We start from the raw sequence: 25364 nt of genomic DNA, 5'->3' as shown, positions 1-25364 counted from the left end.
TCGGCCGCGTCAGCCCGTCGGGCCGCCGTTGCTGGCCAGCGCCTCGGAGAGCTCCTTGGAGATCTGCTGAAGGATCGGCACGATCCGCTCGGTCGCCGTCTCCGTCACCCGGCCCGCGGGCCCGGAGATGGAGATGGCCGCCGATGTGGGGGAGTCGGGCACCGGAACCGCGAGGCAGCGCACCCCGATCTCCTGCTCGTTGTCGTCGACCGCGTAACCCGCCCTGCGGACCTGTTCGAGCGCTTCGAGGAAGCCGTCAGGGGTCGTGATCGTCTTCTCGGTGGCGGCCGGCATGCCGGTACGCGCCAGCAGGGCGCGCACCTCGTCCGCCGGGGTGTGCGAGAGGAGGGCCTTGCCCACACCCGTGGAGTGCGGAAGCACCCGCCGGCCGACCTCGGTGAACATCCGCATCGAGTGCTTCGACGGCACCTGGGCGACGTACACGACCTCGTCCCCGTCCAGCAACGCCATGTTCGCCGTCTCGCCGGTCTCCTCGACCAGACGCTGGAGGTAGGGACGCGCCCAGGTGCCCAGCAGCCGGGACGCGGACTCGCCGAGGCGGATCAGACGCGGGCCCAGCGCATAACGCCGGTTGGGCTGCTGGCGTACGTAACCGCACACCACCAGGGTGCGCATCAGCCGGTGGATCGTCGGGAGAGGGAGCCCGCTGCTCGCGGAGAGTTCGCTGAGCCCGACCTCGCCCCCGGCGTCCGCCATGCGCTCCAGCAGGTCGAAGGCGCGCTCCAGTGACTGCACACCGCCACTGGGACCGGCGGGCTTGGAGTCGGAAGTGCTGGCGTGGGACGGCGGCACGTCAACGGTCCTTTCGAAGCGGAGGCAAGGCAGCAGCCTACCGGGCTGTTCCCGATCGGCCCGAAGCGCGGTGGTGCCACTCGCGGCCCATTCTACGTTCCGTCTGTCGAAAACGAACTTTTACTTCGTGGAAATCTGCAACCGGTGCTGCGGGAGCTCCCTCGGCCGTGTGACGGGGAGGATGAGGTCTTGACGGGCCGCTTTCCCGAGTGAAGACTCCTTCAACAAATCGTTGAAGTCTGCGTGAGGAGCACAGGTGTCCGGTGTGGGCATGAAGCAGGTACTCCGCTCGACGCGCGTCGTGACCCCCGAGGGAACCCGCGCCGCCGCTGTCCTCGTCAACGGCGAGGAGATCGAGGCGGTCCTCCCGTACGACACCGAGGTGCCGGGCGGCGCGCGGGTCGAGGACTTCGGCGACGACGTCCTGCTGCCCGGCCTCGTCGACACCCACGTCCATGTGAACGACCCGGGCCGCACCGAGTGGGAGGGCTTCTGGACCGCCACCCGCGCCGCGGCGGCCGGCGGCATCACGACCCTGGTCGACATGCCGCTCAACTCCCTCCCCCCGACCACCACGGTCGAGCACCTGCGCGTCAAGCAGCGGGTGGCCGCTCCCAAGGCACATGTCGACACGGGCTTCTGGGGCGGTGCGATCCCCACCAACACGAAGGACCTGCGCCCGCTGTACGAGGCCGGGGTCTTCGGCTTCAAGTGCTTCCTCTCGCCCTCCGGCGTCGAGGAGTTCCCCGAGCTGGACCAGGAACAGCTGGCGCGTTCGATGGCCGAGATCGCGGGCTTCGGCGGACTCCTGATCGTGCACGCCGAGGACCCCCACCAGTTGGCCGATGCCCCCCAGCGGGCCGGGGAGAAGTACGCCGACTTCCTGGCCTCCCGGCCCAGGGGCGCCGAGAACGCCGCGATCGAAGGGCTCATCGCCCACGCGAAGAGGCTGAACGCCCGCATCCACGTCCTGCATCTCTCCTCCAGCGACGCCCTGCCGCTGATCGCCGCGGCCAGACGCGAGGGCGTACGCGTCACCGTCGAGTCGTGCCCGCACTTCCTCACCCTGACCGCCGAGGAAGTCCCCGACGGGGCAACCGAGTTCAAGTGCTGTCCGCCCATCAGGGAGGCCGCCAACCAGGACGCGCTCTGGGCCGGGCTCGCCGACGGCACGATCGACTGCGTCGTCTCCGACCACTCGCCCTGCACCACCGACCTCAAGACCCCTGACTTCGCCTCCGCCTGGGGCGGCATCTCCTCGCTCCAGCTGGGCCTGCCCGCCATCTGGACCGAGGCACGCCGGCGCGGTCACACCCTCGACGACGTGGCCCGCTGGATGTCCGCGGCCCCCGCCGGCCTCGCCGGGCTCACCCGCAAGGGCGCCATCGAGGCCGGGCGGGACGCGGACTTCGCCGTCCTCGCCCCCGACGCGACCTTCACCGTGGACCCGGCCGGGCTCCTCCACCGCAACCAGGTCACCGCCTACGCGGGCAGGACCCTGCACGGCGTCGTCAAGTCCACCTGGCTGCGCGGCAATCGGATCGCGGCCGACGGCGTACTCGCCGAGCCCACCGGCCGCCTCCTCGAAAGGAACCACTGACCATGACGGCGACACCGCACTTCACCGGCGACGCGAGCCCGTACGGAGGCGGCGACCCGTACGCCGACTACCGCACCGCCGACTTCCCCTTCACCCACCTCGTGGACCTCGCCGACCGGCGTCTCGGCGCCGGAGTCATCGCGGCCAACGACGAGTTCTTCGCCGAGCGCGAGAACCTGCTGAAGCCGGAGCCCGCGGAGTTCGACCCCGAGCGCTTCGGGCACAAGGGCAAGATCATGGACGGCTGGGAGACCCGCCGCAGGCGCGGTACGAGCGCCGCCGAGCCGCACCCCGCCGACGAGGACCACGACTGGGCCCTCGTACGCCTCGGAGCGCCCGGGGTGGTGCGCGGCCTGATCGTCGACACCGCGCACTTCCGCGGCAACTACCCGCAGTCGGTCTCCGTCGAGGCGGCCTCGGTGCCGGGCTCCCCGTCCCCCGAGGACCTCGTCGCACCCGATGTGAAGTGGACAACCCTCGTCCCCCGTACGGCAGTCGGCGGCCACGCGGCCAACGGCTTCGCCGTCGACGCCGAGCAGCGCTTCACCCACCTCCGGGTCAATCAGCACCCGGACGGCGGCATAGCGCGGCTGCGTGTCCACGGTGAGGTGGTGCCCGATCCCGCCTGGCTGGCCGCCCTCGGCACGTTCGACGTGGTGGCCCTGGAGAACGGTGGCCAGGTCGAGGACGCCTCCGACCGCTTCTACTCCCCGGCCACCCACACCATCGCACCGGGCCGCTCCCGCAAGATGGACGACGGCTGGGAGACCCGCCGCCGGCGCGACAAGGGCAACGACTGGATCCGCTACCGGCTGGCCGAGCAGTCCGAGATCCGGGCGGTCGAGATCGACACCGCCTGTCTGAAGGGCAACGCGGCGGGCTGGGCGGCGATTTCGGTCAGCGACGGAGAGAGTGGCGGGGACGGCAGCGACGGCGAGGGCGGTGGCGTGCGGTCGGAGATCCTGCCGCGCACCCGGCTCCAGCCCGACACGAACCATCGCTTCGTCCTGCCGGAGCCCGTGCGCGGCACGCATGTCCGTATCGACATCTTCCCGGACGGCGGAATCTCCCGGCTGCGGCTCTTCGGCTCACTCACCGAGGAGGGCGCGGCGCGCCTGACCGCCCGTCACGAGGCGCTCGGCGGCCGGTGACGCGGCACCGGGTGCCCGGTCGGGGCAGGCTGGTGTGCCGGTTCCTGCCCGGCCTGTGAGGATATGGGATCCTGGTCGGATCGCCGCCCCCGACCAGGAGTCGCCATGATCTTCATCGCCGTCAAGTTCACCGTGCGTACCGCCGAGCGGGACAACTGGCTCCCGGCTGTCGAGGACTTCACCCTCGCCACCCGCCAGGAGCCCGGCAACCTCTTCTTCGACTGGTCCTACAGCGTCGAGAACCCGGACCAGTTCGTCCTGCTGGAGGCGTTCGCCTCGCAGGAGGCGGGGGTCGCGCATGTGAACTCCGACCACTTCAAGGCCGCGATCGACACCATGTCGGAGCTCGTCACCGAGATCCCCGAGATCATCAACGTCGACGTTCCCGGGGACGACTGGTCCCGCATGTCGGAGGTCACCCCGCGCAACCGGTGACGGTCGGTCGCCGCCCCGTTGCCGTCAGAACTCCTCGTGCGTGTCGGGGTCCCCGCCGAAGCGGTGCGGCGGCCGGGCCCCGATCCGGTCCAGCTCCTGCTGGGTCAGCTCGAAGCCGAACAGGTCGAGGTTCTCGCGCCGGCGCCCGGGATCGGCGGACTTCGGGATCGGCACCGCGCCCAGCTGGGTGTGCCACCGCAGCACGACCTGCCCCGGCGTCACCCCGTGCGCCTCGGCGGCGGCGATCACCTCGGGCGTTTCGAGCACCTGGCGCCCCCTGGCCAGCGGACTCCAGCTCTCCGTGACGATGCCCTTCGCGGCGTGCACCGCCCGCAGCTCCTCCTGGGGGAGCAGCGGGTGCATCTCGATCTGGTTGACCACGGGCACCACCCCCGTCTCCCGCTCCAGCCGCTCCAGGTGCTCCGCCGTGAAGTTGGAGACGCCGATGGAGCGTACGAGGCCCTCCTCGCGGAGCTTGATCATCGCCTTCCAGGTGTCGACGTACTTGTCCACCCGGGGCAGCGGCCAGTGGATGAGATACAGATCGACGTAGTCGAGTCCCAGCTTGGCGCGTGACTCCTCGAAGGAGGCCAGCGTCTTCTCGTAGCCGTGGTGGCGGCCCGGCACCTTGGTCGTGACGTAGACGTCCTGCCGGGGCAGACCGGAGCGGGCGATCCCACGCCCGGTGCCGGTCTCGTTCCCGTAGTTCAGAGCGGTGTCCACGAGCCGGTAGCCGAGCCCCAGAGCGCCGGCCACGGCCTGCTCGGCCGCCTCGTCGTCGAGTGGCCAGGTGCCCAGGCCCACCGCGGGGACGGTGCTGCCGTCGTGGAGATTGCGGACCGGGGTGGGTGTCTGGCTCATGGTCTCCCTCTTCGTTCACGTGCCGTTCGTCCCCGCCAGCGTAGGCCGGGTCGCCGGGCGTGGCGCGCTGTGTCGTGACCCTGGGCCTCGCCGGGCGCACCGATGACTTCCGGACGAAAGTGGGGTCGGAACAGGTGGAAGCGGAAGGACTGCCGGGACCCGGGGCCGTGACCCGGCGACGGAGCGAAGGAGCAGGACCATGGCGAAGCTGATTCTCACCACCTTTGTGTCCCTGGACGGCGTGATGCAGGCGCCAGGGGGCACCCAGGAGGACACCAGCGGAGGGTTCGAGTACGGCGGCTGGCAGGTGCCCTTCTTCGCGGACGAGGACATGGGCGCCTTCATCAACGAGATCTTCGACCGGTCGGGCGCCTATCTGCTCGGACGGCGTACGTATGACATCTTCGCGGGCTACTGGCCCCGGGTCACCGACCCGCAGGACCCGATCGCCGCCCGTCTCAACACCCTGCCCAAGTACGTGGCCTCCACCACCCTGACCGACCCGGCGTGGGAGAACACGACCGTGATCTCCGGCGATGTGCCGGCCGAGGTCGCCCGGCTCAAGGAGCGGATGGAGGAGGGTGAGCTCCAGATCCACGGCAGCGCCACGCTCGCGCAGTCCCTCCTGGAGTACGACGCGAACAACGCGACCGACGCGCACGCCAACGGCGCCCCCGGCCTGATCGACGAGGTCAACCTGCTCGTCCATCCGGTCTGTCTGGGCAGCGGCAAGCGCCTCTTCCCGGAGGCAGGCCGGCCGAGGGCCTTCGAGCTGATCGGCGCCAGGACCACGGGGAGCGGCATCGCGATCCACACCTACCGGCCCGGGGGACGCGCGCGCTTCGAGGACTTCGACCCGCAGCCCGCGGCGTGACAGCAGCCGCACCACCCCGGCTACTGCACCGCCGGGGCCCCCGGCAGCACCGAAGGGTCGGTGGCGACGGCGTGCAGCCGCCCCAGGATCGCCCGCGCGGCCTTGGTGTAGCCGGGGTTGTTGTTGTGCAGTACGGACTCGGCGTTGGCCAGTTCCATGAACGCGATGAGCTCGAAGGCCAGTTGTGAGACATCCGCGTCCGCGACGAGTTCACCCCGCACCCTGGCCTCCTCGATGGTCTCCTCCACAAAGGTGACCCAGCCCGTCTGTGTGGAGGCCAGCGCGTCGTGCACCTTGCCCTCCCTGGAGTCGAACTCGGCGATGGTCGCGTAGAAGAAGCAGCCGCCGCTGAACACCCGGCGCTGTGAATAGGAGAGCCAGCTCTCGCACATCCGCCACACGCGCCCCAGACCGGGCGGAGCCGCCCTCGTCGGGGTGAGCACATGATCGACGAAAACGGTCACGGCGGCCCGCACGGTGGCGAGCTGCAGCTCCTCCTTGGACCCGAAGAGGGCGAACACGCCGCTCTTGCTCAGCTTCAGCTCCGTGGCCAGCCGGCCGAGCGACAGGCCCTCTAGACCTTCGGTCGATGCGACCTGGACCGCGCGCCCCAGCACCAGTTGCCTGGTCTGGTTCCCCCGCTCGACCCGTCCGTCCAGCCGCGCTCCACCCATGTGCCAACTCCGTCTGTCCTAGCGTCCCAAGACCGACATTCTAGGAGGAGACGGCGCCGTCGCAGGACCGCTTCGAGGGGCGACGAACCCTGCGAACTGGTGGCCGAGCCAGTCCGCGGACAGAGGTTCCCGACCGGGGCGGCCGTTCGGTACGGTGATCGCTTCCCGTGCGAGCCGGTGAGGTCTCCACATCGCTTCCCTTCGTGGACAACGTCGTGGAGAACCCAGGAGAACCAGGTGTCCGCCGTCGCTCTGCCCGCCCTCGCCCCACCCCGCCGCGCGTGGGTCACCGACCTTCCGCTGCTGCTCGTCGCCGCCGTCTGGGGAGCCAGCTATCTGGCGGCCAAGGGCATCACCACGGCACACACCGTGATCGCCGTCCTCGTGCTCCGCTTCGCGATCGTGCTGCCCGCGCTCACCGTCGCCGGGTGGCGCGGGCTGCGCGCGCTGAGCGGCGCGCAGTGGCGGGGCGCGGGCCTGCTGGGCCTGGTGCTCAGCGGGATCTTCCTGCTGGAGACGTACGGCGTCGTGCACACGTCGGCGACCAACGCGGGACTCATCATCAGCCTCACGATGGTCTTCACCCCACTGGCCGAGGCCGCCGTGACCCGGGTCAGGCCGCCGGGAGCCTTCCTGGCGGCGGCGGGCCTCTCGGTCACCGGTGTGGTGCTGCTGACCCAGGGCGGCGGCTTCACCAGCCCGTCGGCCGGCGACCTCCTGATGCTGCTCGCGGCCCTCGCCCGTACGGTCCACGTCCTGGCCATGGCGCGGATCAAGGCGGTCCAGGACGCCGACTCGCTGTCCTTGACCACGGTGCAGCTCGGCGGCGCCGTCGCCGTCTTCGCCGTCCTGGCCGCGGTCCCGGGGACCGGCCCGGCACCCTGGACGGTGGCGGGCGGCTTCGGTGCCACCGAGTGGGCGGGGCTGCTCTTCCTGTCCGTGTTCTGCACGCTGTTCGCGTTCTTCGTGCAGATGTGGTCGGTCCGCCGCACCTCGCCGTCCCGAGTCAGCCTGCTGCTCGGCACCGAACCGCTCTGGGCCGCCGCCACCGGCATCGCGATCGGCGGCGAGCGCCTCGGTGTCCCGGGGGCGGTGGGCGCGGTACTCGTGCTGACGGGCACCGCCTGGGGGCGGCGCCGCGCCGAGGCGTAGCCGTTCCTGAGACATCGGCGCCCCTACGGAAGTATCGGATCGTGCGACTTCGGTATCTCTCCCGCGGCGAAGGCGCCGGACGCCGCCCCCGACTGCGTAGCTTGTCGGCATGCCCCGTACGGAATACCCCTGGCTGCTGCCCTCCGCGCTGACCGGCCACGAGCGGCCCGGCAGTCGCCGCGGACCGCGCAGGACCGTACGGGACTGGATCGTCGACCTGGTCCTCTTCGTCTGCGCCGCGGGGTTCGGGATGATCGTCCTCGCCGCCGTCGAAGCCGACGACACCACCCCCGAGGGTGTCGTGCTCGCCGACGCGCTGCTCGGGGCGGCCGCCTGCTGCGCCCTCTGGGCCCGCCGCCGGTGGCCCGTGGCGGTCGCCCTGGTCCTCACCCTGTTGTGTGTCGTGGAGCCCGTCGCGACGGGCGCGATGATGGTCGCCCTGTTCGGACTGGCGGTGCACCGGCCCTTCAAGCCGGTGGCCGTCGTCGGCGCGGTCGCCATCGCCACGGTCCCGATCCAGCCGCTCCTGCGCCCCGACCCGGCCACATCCTTCCTCGCCTCCACGATCATCGGAGTGCTGCTGGTCCTGCTGGTGCTCAGCTGGGGCATGGTCGTACGGTCCCGGCGGCAGCTGGTCGTCACCCTGCGCGAACGCGCACACCGGGCGGAGACCGAGGCCGCGCTCCGCGCCGAACAGGCGCAGCGGCTGGCGCGCGAGGCCATCGCCCGTGAGATGCACGATGTCCTCGCCCACCGGCTGACCCTGCTCAGCGTCCACGCGGGCGCCCTCGAATTCCGGCCGGACGCGCCCCCGGCCGAGGTCGCGCGGGCCGCCGGAGTCATCAGGGACAGCGCGCACGAGGCGCTCCAGGACCTTCGCGAGATCATCGGCGTGCTGCGTGCCCCGGGTGACAGCGACGACGGCAACAGGCCCCAGCCCACCCTCGTCACCCTGGACGCCCTGATCGACGAATCCCGCTCCGCCGGGATGGAGGTCACGCTGGCCAACAGCGTCACCGACCCGGCCCTGGCACCCGCGGCCACCGGGCGCACCGTCTACCGCATCGCCCAGGAGGCGCTGACCAACGCCCGCAAGCACGCCCCGGGAGCCCCTGTCGACATCACCGTGGCCGGCGGGCCGGGCAACGGGCTGACCATCGAGGTGGCCAATCCCGCCCCCGCCGGCCCCTTCGAACCGGTACCAGGCTCCGGCCAGGGCCTCATCGGCCTCACCGAACGCGCGAGCCTCGCCGGCGGCAGCCTGGAGCACGGGCCCAGGACGGACGGCGGATTCACGGTCCGGGCCCGACTACCGTGGCCCTCATGAGTGCTCCCACGCCTCCCGAGGCGCCGCCGGTCCGGCTGGCCGTCGTCGACGACGACCCGCTCGTCCGGGCCGGACTCGCCCTCATGCTGGGCGGAGCGGCCGGCATCGACCTCGTGGGGGAGGCCGCCGACGGTAGCGAGGTCGCGGCCCTCGTCGACCGGACGCACCCCGACGTCGTGCTCATGGACCTCCGCATGCCGGTCACGGACGGACTGGCCGCGACCGAGGAGCTACGCCGGCGGCCCGGCGCGCCCGAGGTCATCGTCCTGACCACCTTCCACGCCGACGAGCAGGTACTCCGCGCCATCCGCGCGGGCGCGGCGGGGTTCGTCCTCAAGGACACCCCGCCGGCGCAGATCGTCGATGCGGTGCTGCGCGTCGCGGCCGGTGAGCCCGTCCTCTCGCCCGCCGTCACCCGCAGACTCATGGCCCACGCGGCGGGAGGGCAGGTGGACGAGCGCCGGTCCCGCAGGACGCGCGCCAGGCAGCGGTTCGCCGAACTGGGGGAGCGCGAGCAGGACGTGGCCGCGGCCGTCGGCCGGGGCAGCTCCAACGCGGAGATCGCGGCGACGCTCCATCTGAGCGTGGCCACCGTGAAGACGCATGTGTCCCGGATCCTCGCCAGGCTCGGGCTCGACAACCGGGTCCAGATCGCCCTGTTGGTGCACGACGCGGGTCTCCTCCATGAGGACGAGGACGGGGCGCGGGACGGCCGCCTAGGCTGAACCGGTCGGACCGCGGCCGGTCCGGAATGGGGGCAGGGCGATGTCAGTGATCGATCTGCGCGGGGCGGAGGGATTCGGCGCCGACCCGTATCCGCACTACGCGAAGCTGCGTGCCGAGGGACCGGTACACCAGGTCCGCACGGACGACTTCGAGCGCGTCTGGATGGTCGTCGGTTACGAGGAGGCCCGCGCGGCCCTCGCCGACCAGCGGTTCAGCAAGGACTGGCGTGTCACGGAGCAGTTCTCCGCGTCGAGCAACCCGATCAACGCCAACATGCTGGAGCTCGACGCCCCACGCCACACCAGGCTGCGCAAGCTCGTCTCACGCGAGTTCACCGCCCGGCGGATCGAGTCACTGCGCCCGCGCGTCGAGCAGATCACCGAGGACCTGCTCGACACGATGGTGCCCGGCGGGAGCGCCGACCTCGTCGACGCCTTCGCCTTCCCGCTGCCGATGACCGTGATCTGCGAGCTCCTCGGCGTACCCGACATCGACCGGGACGTCTTCAGGGCGCTGTCCAACGCCATCGTCACGCCCGTCTCTCCGGAGAAGGAGAACGAGGCGGTCCACGCGATGGGCGCCTACCTCGACACGCTGGTGGAGGACAAGCGCAGGGCCCCGGGCGACGACCTGATGAGCGCCCTGATCCAGGCGAACGACGAGGATGGTGACCGTCTGTCGCCGGACGAACTGATCGGCATGGCGTTCCTGCTCCTGGTGGCGGGCCACGAGACGACCGTCAACCTGATCGCCAACGGCGTACGCGCCCTGCTCGATCATCCGGAGCAGCTGGCCCTGCTCCGTGCCCGGCCCGAGCTGATCGACGGCGCCGTCGAGGAGATGCTCCGCTACGACGGACCCGTCGCGACGTCGACCTTCCGCTTCACCCGCGAACCCGTTCCGGTCGGCCCGGTCGTCATACCGAAGGGCGAGGCGGTGCTGGTCGCGCTGGGCTCGGGGGACCGTGACCCCGACCGTTACCCGGATCCGGACACCTTTGACATCCGGCGCGAGGCGCAGGGCCATCTGGCCTTCGGGCACGGCATCCACTTCTGCCTGGGCGCCCCGCTGGCCCGGATGGAGGGCCGCATCGCGATCCGCGCGCTGCTGGAGCGCTGCCCCGGCCTGGTGCGCGACCCGGAGGGAGGGGAACCCGACTGGCTGCCCGGGATGCTGCTCCGGGGCGTCCGCCATCTTCCGGTGCGCTGGTGAGGTGGGATGGACTCCATGACATCCAAGACAGCCAAGAACTCCACGGCCTCCAAGACCTCCGGGGCCACCACCCCTGAACTCTCCCCCGACACCGCACAGCAGGTCCTCGACAGCCAGCCGTTCAGCGCCCTCGTCGGCGCACGGATCACGGAGTTCGGGGACGGCAGGGCCGTGCTCGAGGTCGACGTACGCGAGGAGCTCACCCAGCAGAACGGCTTCCTGCACGGCGGGGTGCTGTCCTACGCGGCCGACAACGCACTGACGTTCGCCGCCGGGACGACGCTCGGAGCGGCCGTCCTGACCGGCGGTTTCTCCATCCAGTACGTCCGTCCGGCGAGCGGGCGCACCCTGAGCGCCCGCGCCGAAGTGGTGCACACCGGCCGCAGGCAGGCCGTCGTGCGCTGCGATCTGTACACGACGGACGACGAGGGAGCGGAGACCCTGTGCGCGGTGGCACAGGGGACCGTTCTCTCCGCCCGTCCGGCCCGAAGGGAAGAAACACGTTGACCACAGAGTCCACAGCGACCGCAGAAGCCCTGTTCGACCTCGGCGCGCTCGGCGACGCCTTCATCCGTGACCCCTATCCCGTCTACGCACGCTTACGGGCCCGCGGCCCCGTGCACCGGGTCCGTATCCCGGAGGGCGCGGAGGCCTGGCTCGTCGTCGGCTACGAGGCTGGGCGTGCCCTCCTCGCCGACCAGCGGCTCTCCAAGAGCTGGCAGAGCGCCTCGCCCTCGCTGGGCCTGAGCAAGGTGTCCTCGGGGACGAACATGCTGGGGAGCGACGCCCCGACCCACACCCGACTGCGCAAGCTCGTCGCCAGGGAGTTCACCCCACGCCGGATGGAACAACTCGCCCCGCGCATCCAGGAGATGACGGACCGTCTCCTCGACTCCATGACCGCAGGGCCTGTCCGGAGCGCCGACCTGGTCAAGGCGCTGTCGTTCCCGCTGCCGATGGCCGTCATCTGCGAACTGCTGGGTGTGCCGTCCCTGGACCGGCAGGCATTCCGCGAATGGTCCAACATCGCCGTCTCCTCCCTCGACGCCGAAGCGCGCGGACGGGCGAGCGCCGCCATGACCGACTACCTCGCCGGGCTGATCGCGCAGAAGCGTGCCGCCCCGGGGGACGACCTGATGAGCGCGCTGATCCACACCTCGGACGACGACGGCGACCAGCTCTCCCCCGACGAACTCTCGGGCATGGCCTGGCTGCTGCTGGTCGCGGGGCACGAGACGACGGTCAACCTCATCTCCAACGGCGTCCTGAGCCTGCTCACCCATCCCGGCCAACTCGACCTGCTACGGGCGGACTTCGGGCTCATCGACAACGCCGTCGAGGAGACACTCCGCTACGAGGGCCCCGTCGAGACCCCCACCTACCGCTTCACCACCGAACCGATCGAGGTCGCCGGCTCGGTGATCCCCGGCGGTGGCGAGCTCGTCCTGGTCGCGATGGCCGACTGCGACCGCGACCCCGCCCGCTTCCCGGACGGAGACCGCTTCGACATCACCCGGGACGCCCGCGGGCACGTCGCCTTCGGTCATGGCATCCACTACTGCCTGGGCGCGCCGCTGGCCCGCATCGAGGCGCGTATCGCCCTGCGGTCACTCCTCGAACGCTGCCCGGAGCTGCGGCTCGACATCGAACCGGCCGACCTGTCCTGGCGTACGGGCATGCTGATACGGGGCCCGGAGAGCCTGCCGGTCGCCTGGTAGCGCCCGTCGCCCTCAGGCCTCGGCGATCTCCGTCAGCCGTACGGGGCGGCGCTGCGCGCGCGACAGCTCGCACGCCTCGGCGATGCGCAGAGCGTGCAGCGCCTCGCGGCCGTCGCACGGGTTCGCCCGCTCCCCGCGTACGACGGCGAGGAACGCGTCCAGCTCGGCCTCGTACGCCGGGGCGAACCGCTCCAGGAAGCCCGGCCACGGCTTGGCCGGCGCGGGCGGCCCCTGCGGCTCGGCGGACGCGAGCGGCGTACGGTCGTCGAGGCCGACCACGATCTGGTCCTGCTCGCCCGCCAGTTCCATGCGGACGTCGTAACCTGCCCCGTTGCACCGGGTGGCCGTCGCCGTGGTGAGCGTGCCGTCGTCCAGGGTGAGCAGCGCCGCCGCCGTGTCCACATCGCCCGCGTCCCGGAACATCGCGGGGCCCGCGTCCGAGCCGGTCGCGTACACCTCGGTCACCTCACGGCCCGTCACCCAGCGCAGGATGTCGAAGTCGTGCACCAGGCAGTCCCTGAACAGGCCGCCGGAGAGCGGCAGATACGCGGCCGGCGGGGGAGCGGGGTCGGACGTCACGGCCCGCACGGTGTGCAGTCGGCCGAGCGCCCCGGCTTGCACCGCGGTGCGCGCCGCGGCGTACCCCGCGTCGAACCTGCGCATGAAGCCCAGCTGGAGCACACTGCCGGCCCGCTCGACCTCGTGCAGCGCGCCCAGGGTGCCCGCCAGGTCCAGCGCGATCGGCTTCTCGCAGAAGGCGGGCAGCCCGGCGCGTGCCGCGCGGCCGACGAGATCGGCGTGTGCCGAGGTCGCCGACGCGATCACGACCGCGTCCACCCCCGCCGCGAACACCTCGTCGGCGGATGCGGCGGTGGTCGCGCCGGTCCGCGCCGCGACCTCGGCGGCGCGCGCGGCGTCCGCGTCCGCGACCACCAGCGAGGTGACGGCGCTGTGGCGTGCCAGGACGCCCGCGTGGAAGGAGCCGATCCGGCCCGTGCCGATGATTCCGATGCGCATGGACCCAACGTGCCGGTCCCCGGGCGCACTGTCAACTATATGTCCTGACAAACCGAAGGGTGCGGTACGCTCCCTGCCGTGCCCAAACCCACCGCCGACTCCGCCGCCCTGGGTCTTGGCGTGGACCGCAGCAGTCCCGTCCCGCTCTACCACCAGCTGGCCCAGCAGCTGGAAGCGGCCGTCGAGCAGGGGCGCCTCGCACCCGGCAGCCTCCTCGGCAACGAACTCGACCTCGCCGCCCGCCTCGGACTGTCCAGGCCCACCGTCCGCCAGGCCATCCAGTCACTCGTCGACAAGGGGCTCATGGTGCGCCGGCGCGGGGTCGGCACCCAGGTCGTGCACAGCCGGATCAGACGCCCGCTCGAACTGAGCAGTCTCTACGACGACCTGGAGACCGCGGGCCGGCAGCCGACGACCCGGGTCCTGCGCAGCACGGTCGAGCCGGCCACCCCCGAGGTCGCCGCCGCGCTCGGCATCGAGGAGGGCGGCGACGTCCACTTCGTCGAGCGTGTGCGGTACGCGCACGACGAGCCCATCGCACTCCTGCGCAACCACCTGCCGACGCAGCTGCTCGACCTCTCCGCCGAGCGGCTCGAGTCGACCGGCCTGTACCGGATGATGCGCGCCTCGGGGATCACCCTGCACAGCGCCCGGCAGACGGTGGGCGCCCGCGCGGCCACCGCGGAGGAGGCGGAGCTGCTCGCGGAGCCGGCCGGAGCGCCGCTGCTGACGATGGAACGCATCACGTTCGACGACGGCGGCCTGGCGGTCGAATTCGGCTCGCACGTCTACCGCGCCTCGCGGTACGCCTTCGAGTTCCAGCTGCTGGTCCGGTCCTGAGATCCCGGGCTCCGCGGGCCCGGGTCAGAATGTTCGGACAAAATCGTTGACGCGGTCATGCGTGGTCGCTAGAACGACGGGAGGGCGCGGCCCGCGCCCCTGCCGGGTCACGCCGGTCCGGGCTCGGGGATACTTGGCCCGCCGGGCGGCGGCTCCGCCCTCCCCGGCTTCACCAGGCAGCACAGCGAGCAGCACAAGAAGGGCACGGCGTCGTGGCAAGGGTTCGTACAGGGGTACGCGTGATGGGCGCCGTGCTGGCAGCGGTACTGGCGGCCTCCCTCGCGGGATGCAGCAGCACCGGCGGCAAGCGGGCGGAGGAGCGGGCGGCCCGGCAGGCGGCCGAGGGCCGGTCCGCGGTGAACACGCCCCGCTGGACGTTCGCCATGGTCACCCACTCGGGTGACGGTGACACCTTCTGGGACATCGTCCAGAAGGGCGCCGAGCAGGCGGCAGGCAAGGACAACATCAACTTCCTCTACTCGCACAACGACGAGGGCCAGCAGCAGGCCGAGCTCGTCCAGACGGCGATCGACAAGAAGGTCGACGGCCTGATCGTCTCGCTCGCCAAGCCCGACTCGATGAAGGCCGTCGTGGCCAAGGCCGTCAAGGCCGGCATCCCCGTCATCACGGTGAACTCGGGCTCCGCCGAGTCCAAGGCCTTCGGCGCGCTCACCCACATCGGCCAGGACGAGTCCATCGCGGGCGAGGCCGTCGGCGACGAGCTCGGCAAGCGGGGCCGCAAGAAGGCCCTGTGCATCCTGCACGAGCAGGGCAACGTCGGCCATGAGCAGCGCTGTGCCGGAGCGAAGAAGTCCTTCGACGGGACGATGCAGAACCTCTACGTCGACGGCACCAACATGCCCGACGTCCAGGCGTCCATCGAGGCCAAGCTCGACTCCGACAAGAGCATCGACGCCGTCGTCACACTGGGCGCCCCGTTCGCCGCCGCGGCCGTGAAGGCGAAGCAGACCTCGGGCAGCAAGGCCGAGATCGACACCTTCGACCTCAACGCGAGCGTCGCCACCGGCCTCCAGAACAAGACGCTCGGCTTCGCCGTCGACCAGCAGCCCTACCTCCAGGGGTACGAGGCCGTCGACCTGCTCTGGCTCTACCGCTACAACCAGAACGTCCTCGGCGGCGGCCTGCCCGTCCTGACCGGCCCGCAGGTCATCACCCGCGACGACGCCGACGAGCTGGCCGAGTACACGAACCGGGGGACGCGATGACAGCGACCGGGCAACCGGCGGCGTCCCACACCGACGAACGTCTGCTGCGCACCTCCCCGCTGCGCAAGCTGCTCGGCCGGCCCGAGCTCGGCTCGGTCGTCGGTGCGCTGGCCGTCTTCCTCTTCTTCGCGCTCGTCGCGGACAGCTTCCTGCAGACCTCCAGCCTCGGAACGGTGCTGTACGCGGCCTCCACCATCGGGATCATGGCCGCGCCCGTGGCGCTGCTGATGATCGGCGGCGAGTTCGACCTCTCCGCCGGTGTGATGGTGACCAGCTCCGCGCTGATCTCCTCGATGTTCAGCTACCAGATGACCGCCAACGTCTGGGTCGGCGTCTTTGTGTCGCTGCTGGTCACCCTGGGTTTCGGTGCCTTCAACGGCTTCATGCTGACCCGTACGAGGCTGCCGAGCTTCATCATCACGCTCGGCACGTTCCTGATGCTGACCGGACTGAACCTCGGCTTCACCAAGCTGATCGGCGAGACCGTCTCGACCAAGTCCATCGGGAACATGGAGGGCTTCGCCTCCGCCCGTAAGGTCTTCGCCTCCTACCTCACCATCGGCGACGTCGAGCTGAAGGTCACCATCCTCTGGTGGGCCGCACTCGTCGCGGTCGCCACCTGGATCCTGATCCGGACCCGCTTCGGCAACTGGATCTTCGCCGTCGGCGGCGAGTCCGACGCCGCCCGAGCGGTCGGCGTCCCGGTGATCCGTACACGCATCGGGCTCTACCTCGGTGTCGCCTTCGCCGCCTGGGTCTCCGGCCAGCACCTGCTGTTCTCCTACGACGTGGTGCAGTCGGGTGAGGGCGTCGGCAACGAGCTGATCTACATCATCGCGGCCGTCATCGGCGGCTGTCTGATCACCGGCGGCTACGGCTCAGCGATCGGGTCCGCGATCGGCGCGCTCATGTTCGGCATGACCAGCAAGGGCATCGTGTACGCGGAGTGGAACCCCGACTGGTTCAAGTTCTTCCTGGGAGCGATGCTGCTCCTGGCCACCCTGCTCAACCACTGGGTACGCAAGCGCGCGGAGGCGACGAAATGACGGCCACCCAGGCTCCGGCCCCCCGGGACGCGGCCGGCCAGGCGCTCGTCCAGCTCGACGGCGTCAGCAAGTACTACGGCAACATCAAGGCCCTGGAGAACGTCTCCCTGGAGGTCCGCGCGGGGGAGATCTCCTGTGTGCTCGGCGACAACGGCGCCGGCAAGTCGACCCTCATCAAGATCATCGCGGGGCTGCACCGGCACGACGCAGGTACGTTCCTGATCGAGGGCGAGGAGACCACGCTCGTCAACCCGCGCGACGCCCTGGACCGGGGCATCGCCACCGTCTACCAGGACCTGGCCGTCGTTCCGCTGATGCCGGTCTGGCGCAACTTCTTCCTCGGCTCCGAGCCCACGAAGGGCTCGGGCCCGTTCAAGCGCCTGGACGTGCGGCGGATGCGCGAGACCACCCGCGCGGAGCTGCTGCGCATGGGCATCGACCTCCGCGACGTCGACCAGCCCATCGGCACGCTCTCCGGCGGTGAGCGCCAGTGCGTGGCCATCGCCCGCGCCGTGTACTTCGGTGCCAAGGTCCTGGTACTCGACGAGCCGACCGCGGCGCTCGGCGTCAAGCAGTCGGGGGTCGTGCTCAAGTACGTCGCGGCCGCCAGGGACGCGGGACTCGGCGTGGTCCTCATCACGCACAACCCGCACCATGCGTATCTCGTCGGTGACCGTTTCGTACTGCTGAAGCGCGGCGTCATGTCAGGCAGCCACACCAAGGACGACGTCACGCTGGACGAACTGACGCGTCAGATGGCCGGTGGGAGCGAGCTCGACCAGCTCAGCCACGAGCTGGAGCGCGCCCCGTCCCCCGACCACATCGGCGGCCGTCCGGCCGGTGACGACACCCCGTAAACCCTGTCCCGCTTCCCTCGTCTCCGGCCGGGAGATCCGTTCCGGGGGCGCGGGAATGGCAGAATCGGGTACGGCGGGCGCCGTCCGCCGCCGGACTGATCACCGCCCGGCCCCCCGACCTGCGCAGGGACGATGAGCACGTACCGCGACTTCACACACCGCGGCTCCGCCCGCGCCACCGTCCTGCGGACCGTCGGCACCAAGGAGCGGCGCTCGCACCTCACGGCGCCCAGAGTCCCCACGGTGGGTATCGACATCGGCGGGACGAAGGTGATGGCCGGGGTCGTCGACGCCGACGGCACCATCCTGGAGACCATCCGGGCCGAGACGCCGGACAAGTCGAAGAGCCCCCAGGTCGTCGAGGACACCATCGTCGAGCTGGTCCTCGACCTCTCCGACCGGCACGATGTGCACGCCGTGGGGATCGGCGCCGCGGGCTGGGTCGACGCGGACCGCTCCAAGGTGCTGTTCGCCCCGCACCTCGCCTGGCGCGACGAGCCCCTCCGCGACGCCCTCGCCTCCCGTCTCGTGGTCCCCGTCATGGTGGACAACGACGCCAACACGGCGGCCTGGGCGGAATGGCGCTTCGGCGCAGGCCGCGGCGAGGACCATCTGGTCATGATCACGCTGGGTACCGGCATCGGCGGCGCGATCCTGGAGGACGGGCACGTCAAGCGCGGCAAGTACGGGGTCGCGGGTGAGTTCGGCCATATGCAGGTCGTGCCCGCCGGACACCGCTGCCCGTGCGGCAACCGCGGCTGCTGGGAGCAGTACAGCTCGGGCAACGCCCTGGTGCGTGAGGCCAAGGAGCTGGCCGCGGCCGACTCCCCGGTCGCGTACGGGATCATCGAGCGGGTCAAGGGCAACATCCCCGACATCACCGGGCCGCTCATCACCGAGCTGGCCCGTGAGGGCGACGCGATGTGTGTCGAGCTCCTCCAGGACATCGGCCAGTGGCTCGGTGTCGGCATCGCCAATCTCGCGGCCGCCCTCGACCCGTCCTGCTTCGTCATCGGCGGCGGTGTCAGCGCCGCCGACGACCTGCTGATCGGCCCGGCCAGGGACGCCTTCAAGCGTCAGCTCACCGGCCGCGGCTACCGCCCCGAGGCCCGGATCGCGAAGGCGCAGCTGGGCCCCGAGGCCGGCATGGTCGGCGCCGCCGACCTGGCGCGGCTGGTCGCCCGGAGGTTCCGGCGGACCAACCGCCGCCGCGTCGAGCGCTACGAGCGGTACGCACAGTTCTACGACCAGGCCGCGAGCACCATCCGCAACACCCGCAGCACCCGGCCCGCCGAGTGACCCGAGGGCCGTGCCACGCGGCACCCCCGGCCACCCGCACTCCGCTCCGTACCGCAGCTTCGAGGGATCACCGCACATGACCGCAGCCGAGCACCACATCGTGCCGCGCCAGCCCCCCACGTCCGGCTCCTCGGGCTCCTCGGGCTCCTCCGGGCATTCCGGCTCTTCGGGCTCGTCGGGTTCCTCGGGCTCCCCGGGGGACGGCGGTGGGACGCCTCCGCAGGACCGGCGCAGGATGATCAGACGGCGCCTGATCACGCTGACCATCATCGTCCTGCTCATCGGCATCCCGGCGGGCTACCTGGTGATCTCCGCGGGCCAGAGCCGCCGCTCGGGCCAGGACAAGGAGGCCGAGGCCGCGGCCCAGGGACTGCGCGAGGACTGGCCGTCGGGCATGCAGCGCCGGATCTTCGAACTGCCCGTCCCCGGCAACGCGGCCGGCGTCCAGTACTACGAGACGAACAACTGGAAAGCCAGCCGGATGTACGTGAAGTTCCGTACGACCTCCGCCGGACTCGACCGCTTCCTGAGCGGCGTCGGCACCGGCCGGGCGGCGCTGGAGACCGGCAAGGTCAGCATCGGCGAACGGGACACCAGGATCACCGGCTGGTTCTTCGGTCCTGGCGTCGACTGGGCGGGCACGGTCCACACGAACGAGTCCCCGCGCCCCACCCAGACGATCACCGTCAACATGACGGATCCGGCGGCTCCGGTCGTCTACGTGGTCTCCGCGGCGACTCCCTGACGGCGGGCCCGGCCGTAGCCCCGCAGCCGTAGCCCCGGCGCTGTAGGCCCGCGCGCCCACTGCCCCGGCGCCGACTGTTCGGCCGGACGACACCGTGCGCGCACCGTGAGGTCTTCCGTGGAGCAGGTCGCTTCTGGAACACTCCAGTCGCTTCCGCCCTCATGTTTCCTCACCCCACAGAGGCCTCCACCCATGGCAGAACTGAACCGTCGCCGTCTCCTGCAACTTGCCGGATCCACGGTCGCCTTCTCCGCGTTGTCCGGCAGCATCGCCCGTGCCGCGTCCCTCCCCGCGAAGGGACGCACGGGCACGCTCCAGGACGTCGAGCACATTGTCGTGCTGATGCAGGAGAACCGTTCCTTCGATCATTACTTCGGCACCATGAAGGGGGTGCGCGGTTTCGGCGACCCGCGTCCGGTCACATTGCCCGACGGGAAGCCGGTCTGGCACCAGAAGGACGGACTCGGCAAGGAAGTGCTGCCGTTCCGGCCGCAGGCCGACGATCTCGGGCTCCAGTTCCTCCAGGACCTCAACCACGACTGGGCCGGTGGGCACCGGGCGCTGAACAAGGGTGCCTACGACCAGTGGGTGCCCGCCAAGACGGCGACGACGATGGCCCACCTCACCCGTGAGGACATCCCGTTCCACTACGCGCTCGCCGACGCCTTCACCATCTGCGACGCCTACCACTGCTCGTTCCTCGGCTCGACCGACCCGAACCGCTACTACCTGTGGAGCGGGTACACGGGCAACGACGGGTCGGGCGGCGGTCCGGTGCTCGGGAACGACGAGGCCGGGTACGGCTGGACCACCTACCCCGAGCGGCTGGAGGAGGCCGGGGTGTCGTGGAAGATCTACCAGGACATCGGTGACGGGCTCGACGCCGACGGCTCCTGGGGGTGGATCGACGATGCCTACCGAGGGACGTACGGCGACAACTCCCTCCTCTACTTCAATAGTTACCGCAATGCCGAGCCGGGTGACCCGCTCTTCGAGAAGGCGCGCACCGGCACCGACGTCAAGAGCGGCGACGGGCTCCTGGACGATCTGAAGGCGGACGTACGGGCCGGTACGCTCCCCTCGGTCTCCTGGGTGGTGTCCCCCGAGGCGTACAGCGAGCACCCCAACTGGCCCGCGAACTACGGTGCCTGGTACATCTCGCAGGTGCTGGACGCGCTGACCTCCGACCCCGATGTGTGGGGCCGGACCGCCCTCTTCATCACCTACGACGAGAACGACGGCTTCTTCGATCACGTCGTGCCCCCGTTCGTGCCGTCCGGGGCGGCGCAGGGGCTGTCCACGGTGGACACCTCCGCCGACCACTTTCCCGGCGACGCCGGTTACGCGGCCGGGCCGTACGGGCTCGGCCAGCGCGTGCCCATGACCGTCGTGTCCCCGTGGAGCACCGGCGGCTACTCGTGCTCGGAGGTCTTCGACCACACCTCCGTCATCCGGTTCATGGAGGAGCGCTTCGGTGTGCGCGAGCCCAACATCTCGCCCTGGCGGCGGGCCGTCTGCGGTGACCTGACCTCGGCCTTCGACTTCAGCCGTACGGACACCTCACCCGCCTCGCTGCCCTCCACCGGCGGGTACGCGCCCCCGGACGGTGACCGGCACCCCGACTACGTACCGCAGCCCCCGGCCACCGGCAGCGTGCCGAAGCAGGAGCAGGGCGGGCGGCCCACCCGGCCGCTGCCCTACGCACCGTTCGTGGACGGGGCGGCCGATCCGGCCACCGGGAAGTACCAGCTCACCTTCAGCGGTGGCGACGCCGCCGGAGCGCACTTCCTGGTGACGTCCGGCAACCGCACCGACGGGCCGTGGACCTACACGACCGGGGCCGGTACGTCGGTCTCCGACAGCTGGAACACGGCGTACTCCGAGGAAGCGACCGACCTCACCGTGCACGGGCCGAACGGATTCCTGCGGACCTTCCGCGGGCCGGGCAAGGCGGCCGGACCTGAGGTGACGGCGCGTCATGACGGGGCGGGCGAGGGGCTTGAGCTGACCCTCACCAACACCGGGGACGGGACCGTACAGCTGACCGTGCGTGGTGCCGATGCCTACGGGGGAGAGACGCAGACCCTGTCGGTGCGCGCGGGGGCGACCGTGAAACACAACGTCGACCTGCGGGGCAGTAAGCACTGGTACGACGTCACGGTGGTCTCGGACGCGGACCCGGGGTTCCTCCGCCGGTTCGCCGGGCACGTCGAGACGGGCGAGGCCGGCACCAGCGATCCTGGCCTGGTCACCGGCTGACCCCGGGCTGCCGGGGCACGGGTGAGGTCGGCCCCGCCCACGGACCGTCTCCCGCGTCGCCGCCTCGCTCGACGGCCCCCGCCCGCGAACGAGGCGTCCCCCGGGACGGCACCGTGAGGACCGCGAGGCAGGTGACGACCATCAGAATGCCGAACCACCCCAGCACCGGCAGCCGTTCCCCGACGACGAGGACCGCCAGGATCGCCGCGACCGTGGGCTCCAGGAGGGAAAGGGCGGTCGCCGTGCTCGCCGGGACGTGGGCGAGGCCCCAGCCGAAGAGGACGTAGCCGATGAACATCGGGACGAGGGCCATATAGATGCCCACGCCCACGTTGGTCCAGGAGGTGAGCAGCGGGGCGCCGGTGGCGAGGAGGACCGGCATCAGCAGCAGGCCGCCGATCCCGAACACGGTGCCCATCGCGGCGCGCGCCGTGACGCCTCGGGTGATCAGGCGGTGGGCCGCCCATGAGTACAGGGCGTAGGTGAGGCCTGCGAGCAGGCCGAGCGCCACCCCGAGCACCGTCGATGTGGCCGACTGCCGGTCCCCTGATCCTGCCGAAGCGGCCTCGGCCGCGCACAGCAGGGCGGTTCCTGACAGGCCGAGCGCCGCTCCGGCCAGCCACCGGGGCGTGAGGCGCCGCCCGTCCGCGTACCGCTCGATCACCGCGGAGGCGAGCGGCGCGGAGCCGATCGACACGACGGTCCCGGCGGCGACCCCGGCCAGGTGCATGGAGCTGTAGAAGGCCAGGGGATAGGTGCCCACGGCCAGCGCGCCGATCAGCACCACGCCCCGCTCCGTGCGGAGCCTGGCCGCTTCCGCGACGATGCGGGGCGCGGCGATCAGCGCCTGGAGCAGCCCGCCGAGGCCCATGGCGACCGCGCCGATCGCCAGCGGTCCCACATCCGGGGCGAACGTCGCCGACGTGCCCGTCGTGCCCCACAGCAAGGACGCCGCGAGCACACACAGCGCCCCTGTCCCGGCGGAGCCGGCCGCCGCCCCTCGCCCGGGGGTACGCCGTCCCGTTTCGGTCATCGCGTTCCTTTTCCGTGGTCTGCCCGTGGCCCGGCGCCGGAGCGCGTGAAGTGCCTCGCCGCACCGGGGAGTCAGGAATTCTCAGGATTCTTGGGGGAGTCGGGATGTATCCGCCAGGACCGTCCGCAGGAGTCAGCCAGGGACGGGTGTCAGTGGGTGTCGGTGCTGAGAGCTCAGGCACGGCCCGGCGGCCCCCGGTCGACCAGAACATTAATATGTGATCACAGATCACGCAAGGCTTCCTGTGAGCGGGCTCACGGCGTAGAGTGCCGCCGTCGTCCAGGGACGGGTGTCACCGAGCCACTGGAGACGCCTCCATGGAAATGCTGTCCACGATCAGCGGGTGGATCTGGAATCCACTGGCCTATGTCGCCCTGGGAATCGGCGTGTTGTTCACGCTGCTCACCAAGGGCGTTCAGTTCCGCCGCTTCCCCGACATGCTCCGGCATCTGCGGGCGGGCGAGGCGGGTGAGGGCGGACTGTCCTCGTTGCAGACGCTCGCGTTGTCCCTGTCCAGCCGGATCGGCGTCGGAAGCATCGCGGGCGTCGCCACCGCCGTCGCCTCGGGCGGCCCCGGCGCCCTCGTCTGGATGGTGATCACCGCGCTTCTCGGCTCCACCTGCGCGTACGCCGAGTCCGTGCTCGCGCAGGTCTACAAACGCCGCGAACACGGCGAGGACCGCGGTGGCATGCCGTACTACATCAAGTACGGGCTCAAATCGCCCTGGCTGGCCACCGTCGTCGCGGTGGCGACCCTGATCGGCTACGGCTTCGTCTTCCCCGGCGTGCAGGCCAACAACATCGCCTCCAGTGCCGAGTTGGCCTTCGGTGTCGACGGCAAAGTGGTGGGCGTCGTCCTCGCGGTCGTCCTGGGGTTCGTCGTCCTCGGTGGTACGCGGCGGGTCGTGAAGGTCGTCGAGAAGATTGTCCCGTTCCTGGCCGTGGGCTACATCGTCAGTGCGCTCGTCATCATCGGCCTGAACATCACAAAGGTGCCCGACGCCGTGGTGCTCATCGTCTCCAGCGCCGTGGGCAAGGAGCAGGTGTTCGGCGGCATCGTCGGCTACGCGGTGGCATGGGGCGTGCGCCGGGCGGTGTTCGCCTCGGCGACCGGCCTGGGTGAGGGCACTTTCGCAGCCGCCGCGGCCACCACCACACACCCCGGCAAGCAGGGCATCATCCAGGCCTTCAGTATCTACATCGACATTCTGCTGATCTGTACGGCGAGCGGACTGCTGCTCGTGGTCACCGGGGCGTACAACGTGAAGGACCCGGCCGGCGGGTTCCTCGTCGAGAACGTCCCGGGCGCGGTCGCGGGCCCCAACTACATGCAGGAAGCCATCGATTCCAGCCTGCCGGGCTGGGGCGCGGTCTTCGTGGCGGTCGCCGTGGCGCTGTTCGCGTTCACCTCGATGGTGTTCTTCTTCTACGTTGCCCAGACCAACCTCGTCTTTCTGCTCGGCGACCGCCGCAGCAAGGTGCTGGACGTGCTGGTGAAGGCCGGAACCGTGGCCATCGCCTTCATCGGGACCGCGGTCACGGCGGACGCCATGTGGGCGGCCGGGGACATCGGCTACGGCATCCTGGGCTGGCTGAACATGGGCTGTGTCCTGCTGCTGACCCCCGTCGTCCGCAAGGTGATCCGCGACTACGACCGTCAGCGGCGCGACGGCCTCGACCCGCACTTCGACCCGGGGCCGCTCGGTATCCAGGGGGCCGAGTACTGGCGGACGGAGAGGCCGACCGTCAGGGAGCCGGACGGGATTCCGACTCCTACTCCTTCCCCTGCTCCTTCTTCTTCTGGTCCCGCAGCTGCGCCTTGATGCGGTCCGTGGCGCTCACCAAGGACTCGCGCGTGACGGCGGCCGCCGCCTCGGCGTCGCCCGACTCGACAGTGTCGACCAGGCGTTCCTGGTGGCGCCACAGCGCATCGTTGTCCGGCTTGTCGAGGGCGGACCGGGCCCCGACGGTCTTGTAGGCGCGGCACTGTGCCCACAGGGAGCGGAGCGTGTCCACGAGGACCGGGTTGCCGGACGCTTCGTACAGGACGCCGAGGACGGCCTCGTCGAGATCGAGGTAGTCCATCACCCGGCCTTCCGCGATGGCCCGGCGCATCTCGATCAGCCCCTCCCGCATCTCGGCGATGCCCTCATCGCCGATGCGGTCGACTCCGAGCCGTGTGGCCTCGACCTCCAGCAGCAGCCGTACGTCGTAGGCGTGCACCAGCTCGGCGAGATCCAGGCCCTTCACCACGGAACCCCGGTGGGGGACGCGCTCGGCGAAGCCCGCCTCTTCGAGGCGGCGGATCGCTTCGCGTACGGGCATCTCGCTCGTACCGACCAGGGCCGCGAGGTCACGGATGCGCAGCCGGTACCCGACCGGGAACTCTCCGCTCATGATCGACTCGTGCAGCACCGCGTAGACGCGGTCGGCCATGGAGAGCGTCGGTTCCAGGCGTTTCGAGGTATCCACCGTCGCATCCTAATCAGCCCCCGCGGG

General features: G+C 70.8%; 24 protein-coding genes. 18 read left to right on the top strand and 6 right to left on the bottom strand.

What is annotated here, in order from left to right; all coding sequences use genetic code 11:
• Positions 1-9: 9 nt before the first annotated feature.
• The gene (locus OG623_RS05360; RefSeq protein WP_406144729.1) at positions 10-813 is read right to left on the bottom strand and encodes an IclR family transcriptional regulator; all 804 of its coding nucleotides are present in this window, start codon (positions 811-813) and stop codon (positions 10-12) included.
• A 271-nt stretch (positions 814-1084) separates the two neighbouring features.
• Here OG623_RS05360 and allB point away from each other — a divergent pair, with 271 nt between their 5' ends.
• The 3 genes from allB to OG623_RS05345 all read left to right on the top strand — a co-directional run bounded on the left by allB (position 1085) and on the right by OG623_RS05345 (position 3999).
• Positions 1085-2413: an allantoinase AllB gene (allB, locus tag OG623_RS05355; protein WP_406144727.1), complete on the top strand. Its 1329-nt coding sequence runs from the start codon at positions 1085-1087 to the stop codon at positions 2411-2413.
• A gap of 2 nt (positions 2414-2415) precedes the next feature.
• The gene (alc, locus tag OG623_RS05350; protein WP_406144725.1) at positions 2416-3564 is read left to right on the top strand and encodes an allantoicase; all 1149 of its coding nucleotides are present in this window, start codon (positions 2416-2418) and stop codon (positions 3562-3564) included.
• 105 nt (positions 3565-3669) lie between these two features.
• Entirely contained in the window at positions 3670-3999 is a 330-nt protein-coding gene (locus tag OG623_RS05345) for a putative quinol monooxygenase (RefSeq protein ID WP_406144724.1), read from the top strand.
• Positions 4000-4023: 24 nt separating this feature from the next.
• On the opposite strand, the gene OG623_RS05340 is transcribed toward OG623_RS05345, so the two are convergent.
• Complete coding sequence (locus tag OG623_RS05340) at positions 4024-4860, bottom strand: aldo/keto reductase (protein ID WP_406144722.1); 837 nt, start codon at positions 4858-4860, stop codon at positions 4024-4026.
• Positions 4861-5059: 199 nt separating this feature from the next.
• Here OG623_RS05340 and OG623_RS05335 point away from each other — a divergent pair, with 199 nt between their 5' ends.
• Positions 5060-5734 (top strand): dihydrofolate reductase family protein, encoded by a 675-nt coding sequence (locus OG623_RS05335; RefSeq protein ID WP_406144720.1) that lies wholly within the window; start codon positions 5060-5062, stop codon positions 5732-5734.
• Positions 5735-5754: 20 nt separating this feature from the next.
• Here the strand turns inward: OG623_RS05335 and OG623_RS05330 are convergent, their stop codons facing one another.
• Positions 5755-6408 (bottom strand): TetR/AcrR family transcriptional regulator, encoded by a 654-nt coding sequence (locus tag OG623_RS05330; protein WP_406144719.1) that lies wholly within the window; start codon positions 6406-6408, stop codon positions 5755-5757.
• 237 nt (positions 6409-6645) lie between these two features.
• On the opposite strand from OG623_RS05330, the gene OG623_RS05325 reads away from it, so the two are divergent.
• From OG623_RS05325 to OG623_RS05300, 6 genes are all read left to right on the top strand, one after another.
• Entirely contained in the window at positions 6646-7560 is a 915-nt protein-coding gene (locus OG623_RS05325; RefSeq protein WP_406144717.1) for a DMT family transporter, read from the top strand.
• 109 nt (positions 7561-7669) lie between these two features.
• On the top strand, positions 7670-8887 hold the full coding sequence (locus tag OG623_RS05320; RefSeq protein WP_406144716.1) for a sensor histidine kinase: 1218 nt from the start codon (positions 7670-7672) through the stop codon (positions 8885-8887).
• Positions 8884-9612 carry a response regulator gene (locus OG623_RS05315; RefSeq protein WP_406144714.1) on the top strand — a complete coding sequence of 243 codons (729 nt, stop codon included), beginning with the start codon at positions 8884-8886 and terminating at the stop codon, positions 9610-9612. The genes OG623_RS05320 and OG623_RS05315 overlap by 4 nt, the downstream gene beginning before the upstream one ends.
• A gap of 40 nt (positions 9613-9652) precedes the next feature.
• A complete protein-coding gene (locus OG623_RS05310; RefSeq protein ID WP_406144712.1) occupies positions 9653-10825 on the top strand; it encodes a cytochrome P450 in 1173 nt (390 codons plus the stop codon).
• A 15-nt stretch (positions 10826-10840) separates the two neighbouring features.
• Positions 10841-11332 (top strand): PaaI family thioesterase, encoded by a 492-nt coding sequence (locus tag OG623_RS05305; RefSeq protein WP_406144711.1) that lies wholly within the window; start codon positions 10841-10843, stop codon positions 11330-11332.
• A complete protein-coding gene (locus tag OG623_RS05300) occupies positions 11329-12543 on the top strand; it encodes a cytochrome P450 (RefSeq protein ID WP_406144709.1) in 1215 nt (404 codons plus the stop codon). Before OG623_RS05305 ends, OG623_RS05300 begins: the two co-directional genes overlap by 4 nt.
• 12 nt (positions 12544-12555) lie before the next feature.
• Here OG623_RS05300 and OG623_RS05295 read toward each other — a convergent pair whose 3' ends face one another.
• Positions 12556-13560, bottom strand: coding sequence for a Gfo/Idh/MocA family oxidoreductase (locus OG623_RS05295; RefSeq protein WP_406144707.1), 1005 nt, complete (start codon positions 13558-13560; stop codon positions 12556-12558).
• Between the two features lie 78 nt (positions 13561-13638).
• Here OG623_RS05295 and OG623_RS05290 point away from each other — a divergent pair, with 78 nt between their 5' ends.
• From OG623_RS05290 to OG623_RS05260, 7 genes are all read left to right on the top strand, one after another.
• A complete protein-coding gene (locus OG623_RS05290; RefSeq protein WP_406144705.1) occupies positions 13639-14400 on the top strand; it encodes a GntR family transcriptional regulator in 762 nt (253 codons plus the stop codon).
• 242 nt (positions 14401-14642) lie between these two features.
• The gene (locus OG623_RS05285; protein ID WP_406151689.1) at positions 14643-15626 is read left to right on the top strand and encodes a substrate-binding domain-containing protein; all 984 of its coding nucleotides are present in this window, start codon (positions 14643-14645) and stop codon (positions 15624-15626) included.
• On the top strand, positions 15623-16672 hold the full coding sequence (locus tag OG623_RS05280) for an ABC transporter permease (RefSeq protein WP_406144703.1): 1050 nt from the start codon (positions 15623-15625) through the stop codon (positions 16670-16672). The genes OG623_RS05285 and OG623_RS05280 overlap by 4 nt, the downstream gene beginning before the upstream one ends.
• Positions 16669-17529, top strand: a complete 861-nt coding sequence (locus OG623_RS05275) for an ATP-binding cassette domain-containing protein (RefSeq protein WP_406144701.1) — start codon at positions 16669-16671, stop codon at positions 17527-17529. Before OG623_RS05280 ends, OG623_RS05275 begins: the two co-directional genes overlap by 4 nt.
• A 132-nt stretch (positions 17530-17661) precedes the next feature.
• Positions 17662-18828, top strand: a complete 1167-nt coding sequence (locus OG623_RS05270; RefSeq protein ID WP_406144700.1) for an ROK family glucokinase — start codon at positions 17662-17664, stop codon at positions 18826-18828.
• Positions 18829-19063: 235 nt separating this feature from the next.
• Entirely contained in the window at positions 19064-19573 is a 510-nt protein-coding gene (locus OG623_RS05265; protein WP_406151688.1) for a hypothetical protein, read from the top strand.
• Positions 19574-19765: 192 nt separating this feature from the next.
• The gene (locus tag OG623_RS05260) at positions 19766-21832 is read left to right on the top strand and encodes a phosphocholine-specific phospholipase C (protein WP_406144699.1); all 2067 of its coding nucleotides are present in this window, start codon (positions 19766-19768) and stop codon (positions 21830-21832) included.
• Here OG623_RS05260 and OG623_RS05255 read toward each other — a convergent pair.
• Positions 21822-22865, bottom strand: a complete 1044-nt coding sequence (locus tag OG623_RS05255) for a DMT family transporter (RefSeq protein ID WP_406144698.1) — start codon at positions 22863-22865, stop codon at positions 21822-21824. The two genes, OG623_RS05260 and OG623_RS05255, sit on opposite strands and share 11 nt — an antisense overlap.
• A 317-nt stretch (positions 22866-23182) precedes the next feature.
• On the opposite strand from OG623_RS05255, the gene OG623_RS05250 reads away from it, so the two are divergent.
• Positions 23183-24688, top strand: coding sequence for an alanine/glycine:cation symporter family protein (locus OG623_RS05250; protein WP_406144696.1), 1506 nt, complete (start codon positions 23183-23185; stop codon positions 24686-24688).
• Here OG623_RS05250 and OG623_RS05245 read toward each other — a convergent pair.
• Positions 24639-25337, bottom strand: coding sequence for a GntR family transcriptional regulator (locus OG623_RS05245; RefSeq protein WP_406144694.1), 699 nt, complete (start codon positions 25335-25337; stop codon positions 24639-24641). The two genes, OG623_RS05250 and OG623_RS05245, sit on opposite strands and share 50 nt — an antisense overlap.
• Positions 25338-25364 lie beyond the last annotated feature (27 nt).

Origin of the sequence: Streptomyces sp. NBC_01012, from assembly GCF_045162755.1 — a bacterium.
Taxonomy (GTDB): Bacteria; Actinomycetota; Actinomycetes; order Streptomycetales; family Streptomycetaceae; genus Streptomyces.
The sequence above is the reverse complement of the archived record's forward strand: the minus strand, read 5'-3'. Positions and strand labels throughout refer to the sequence as shown.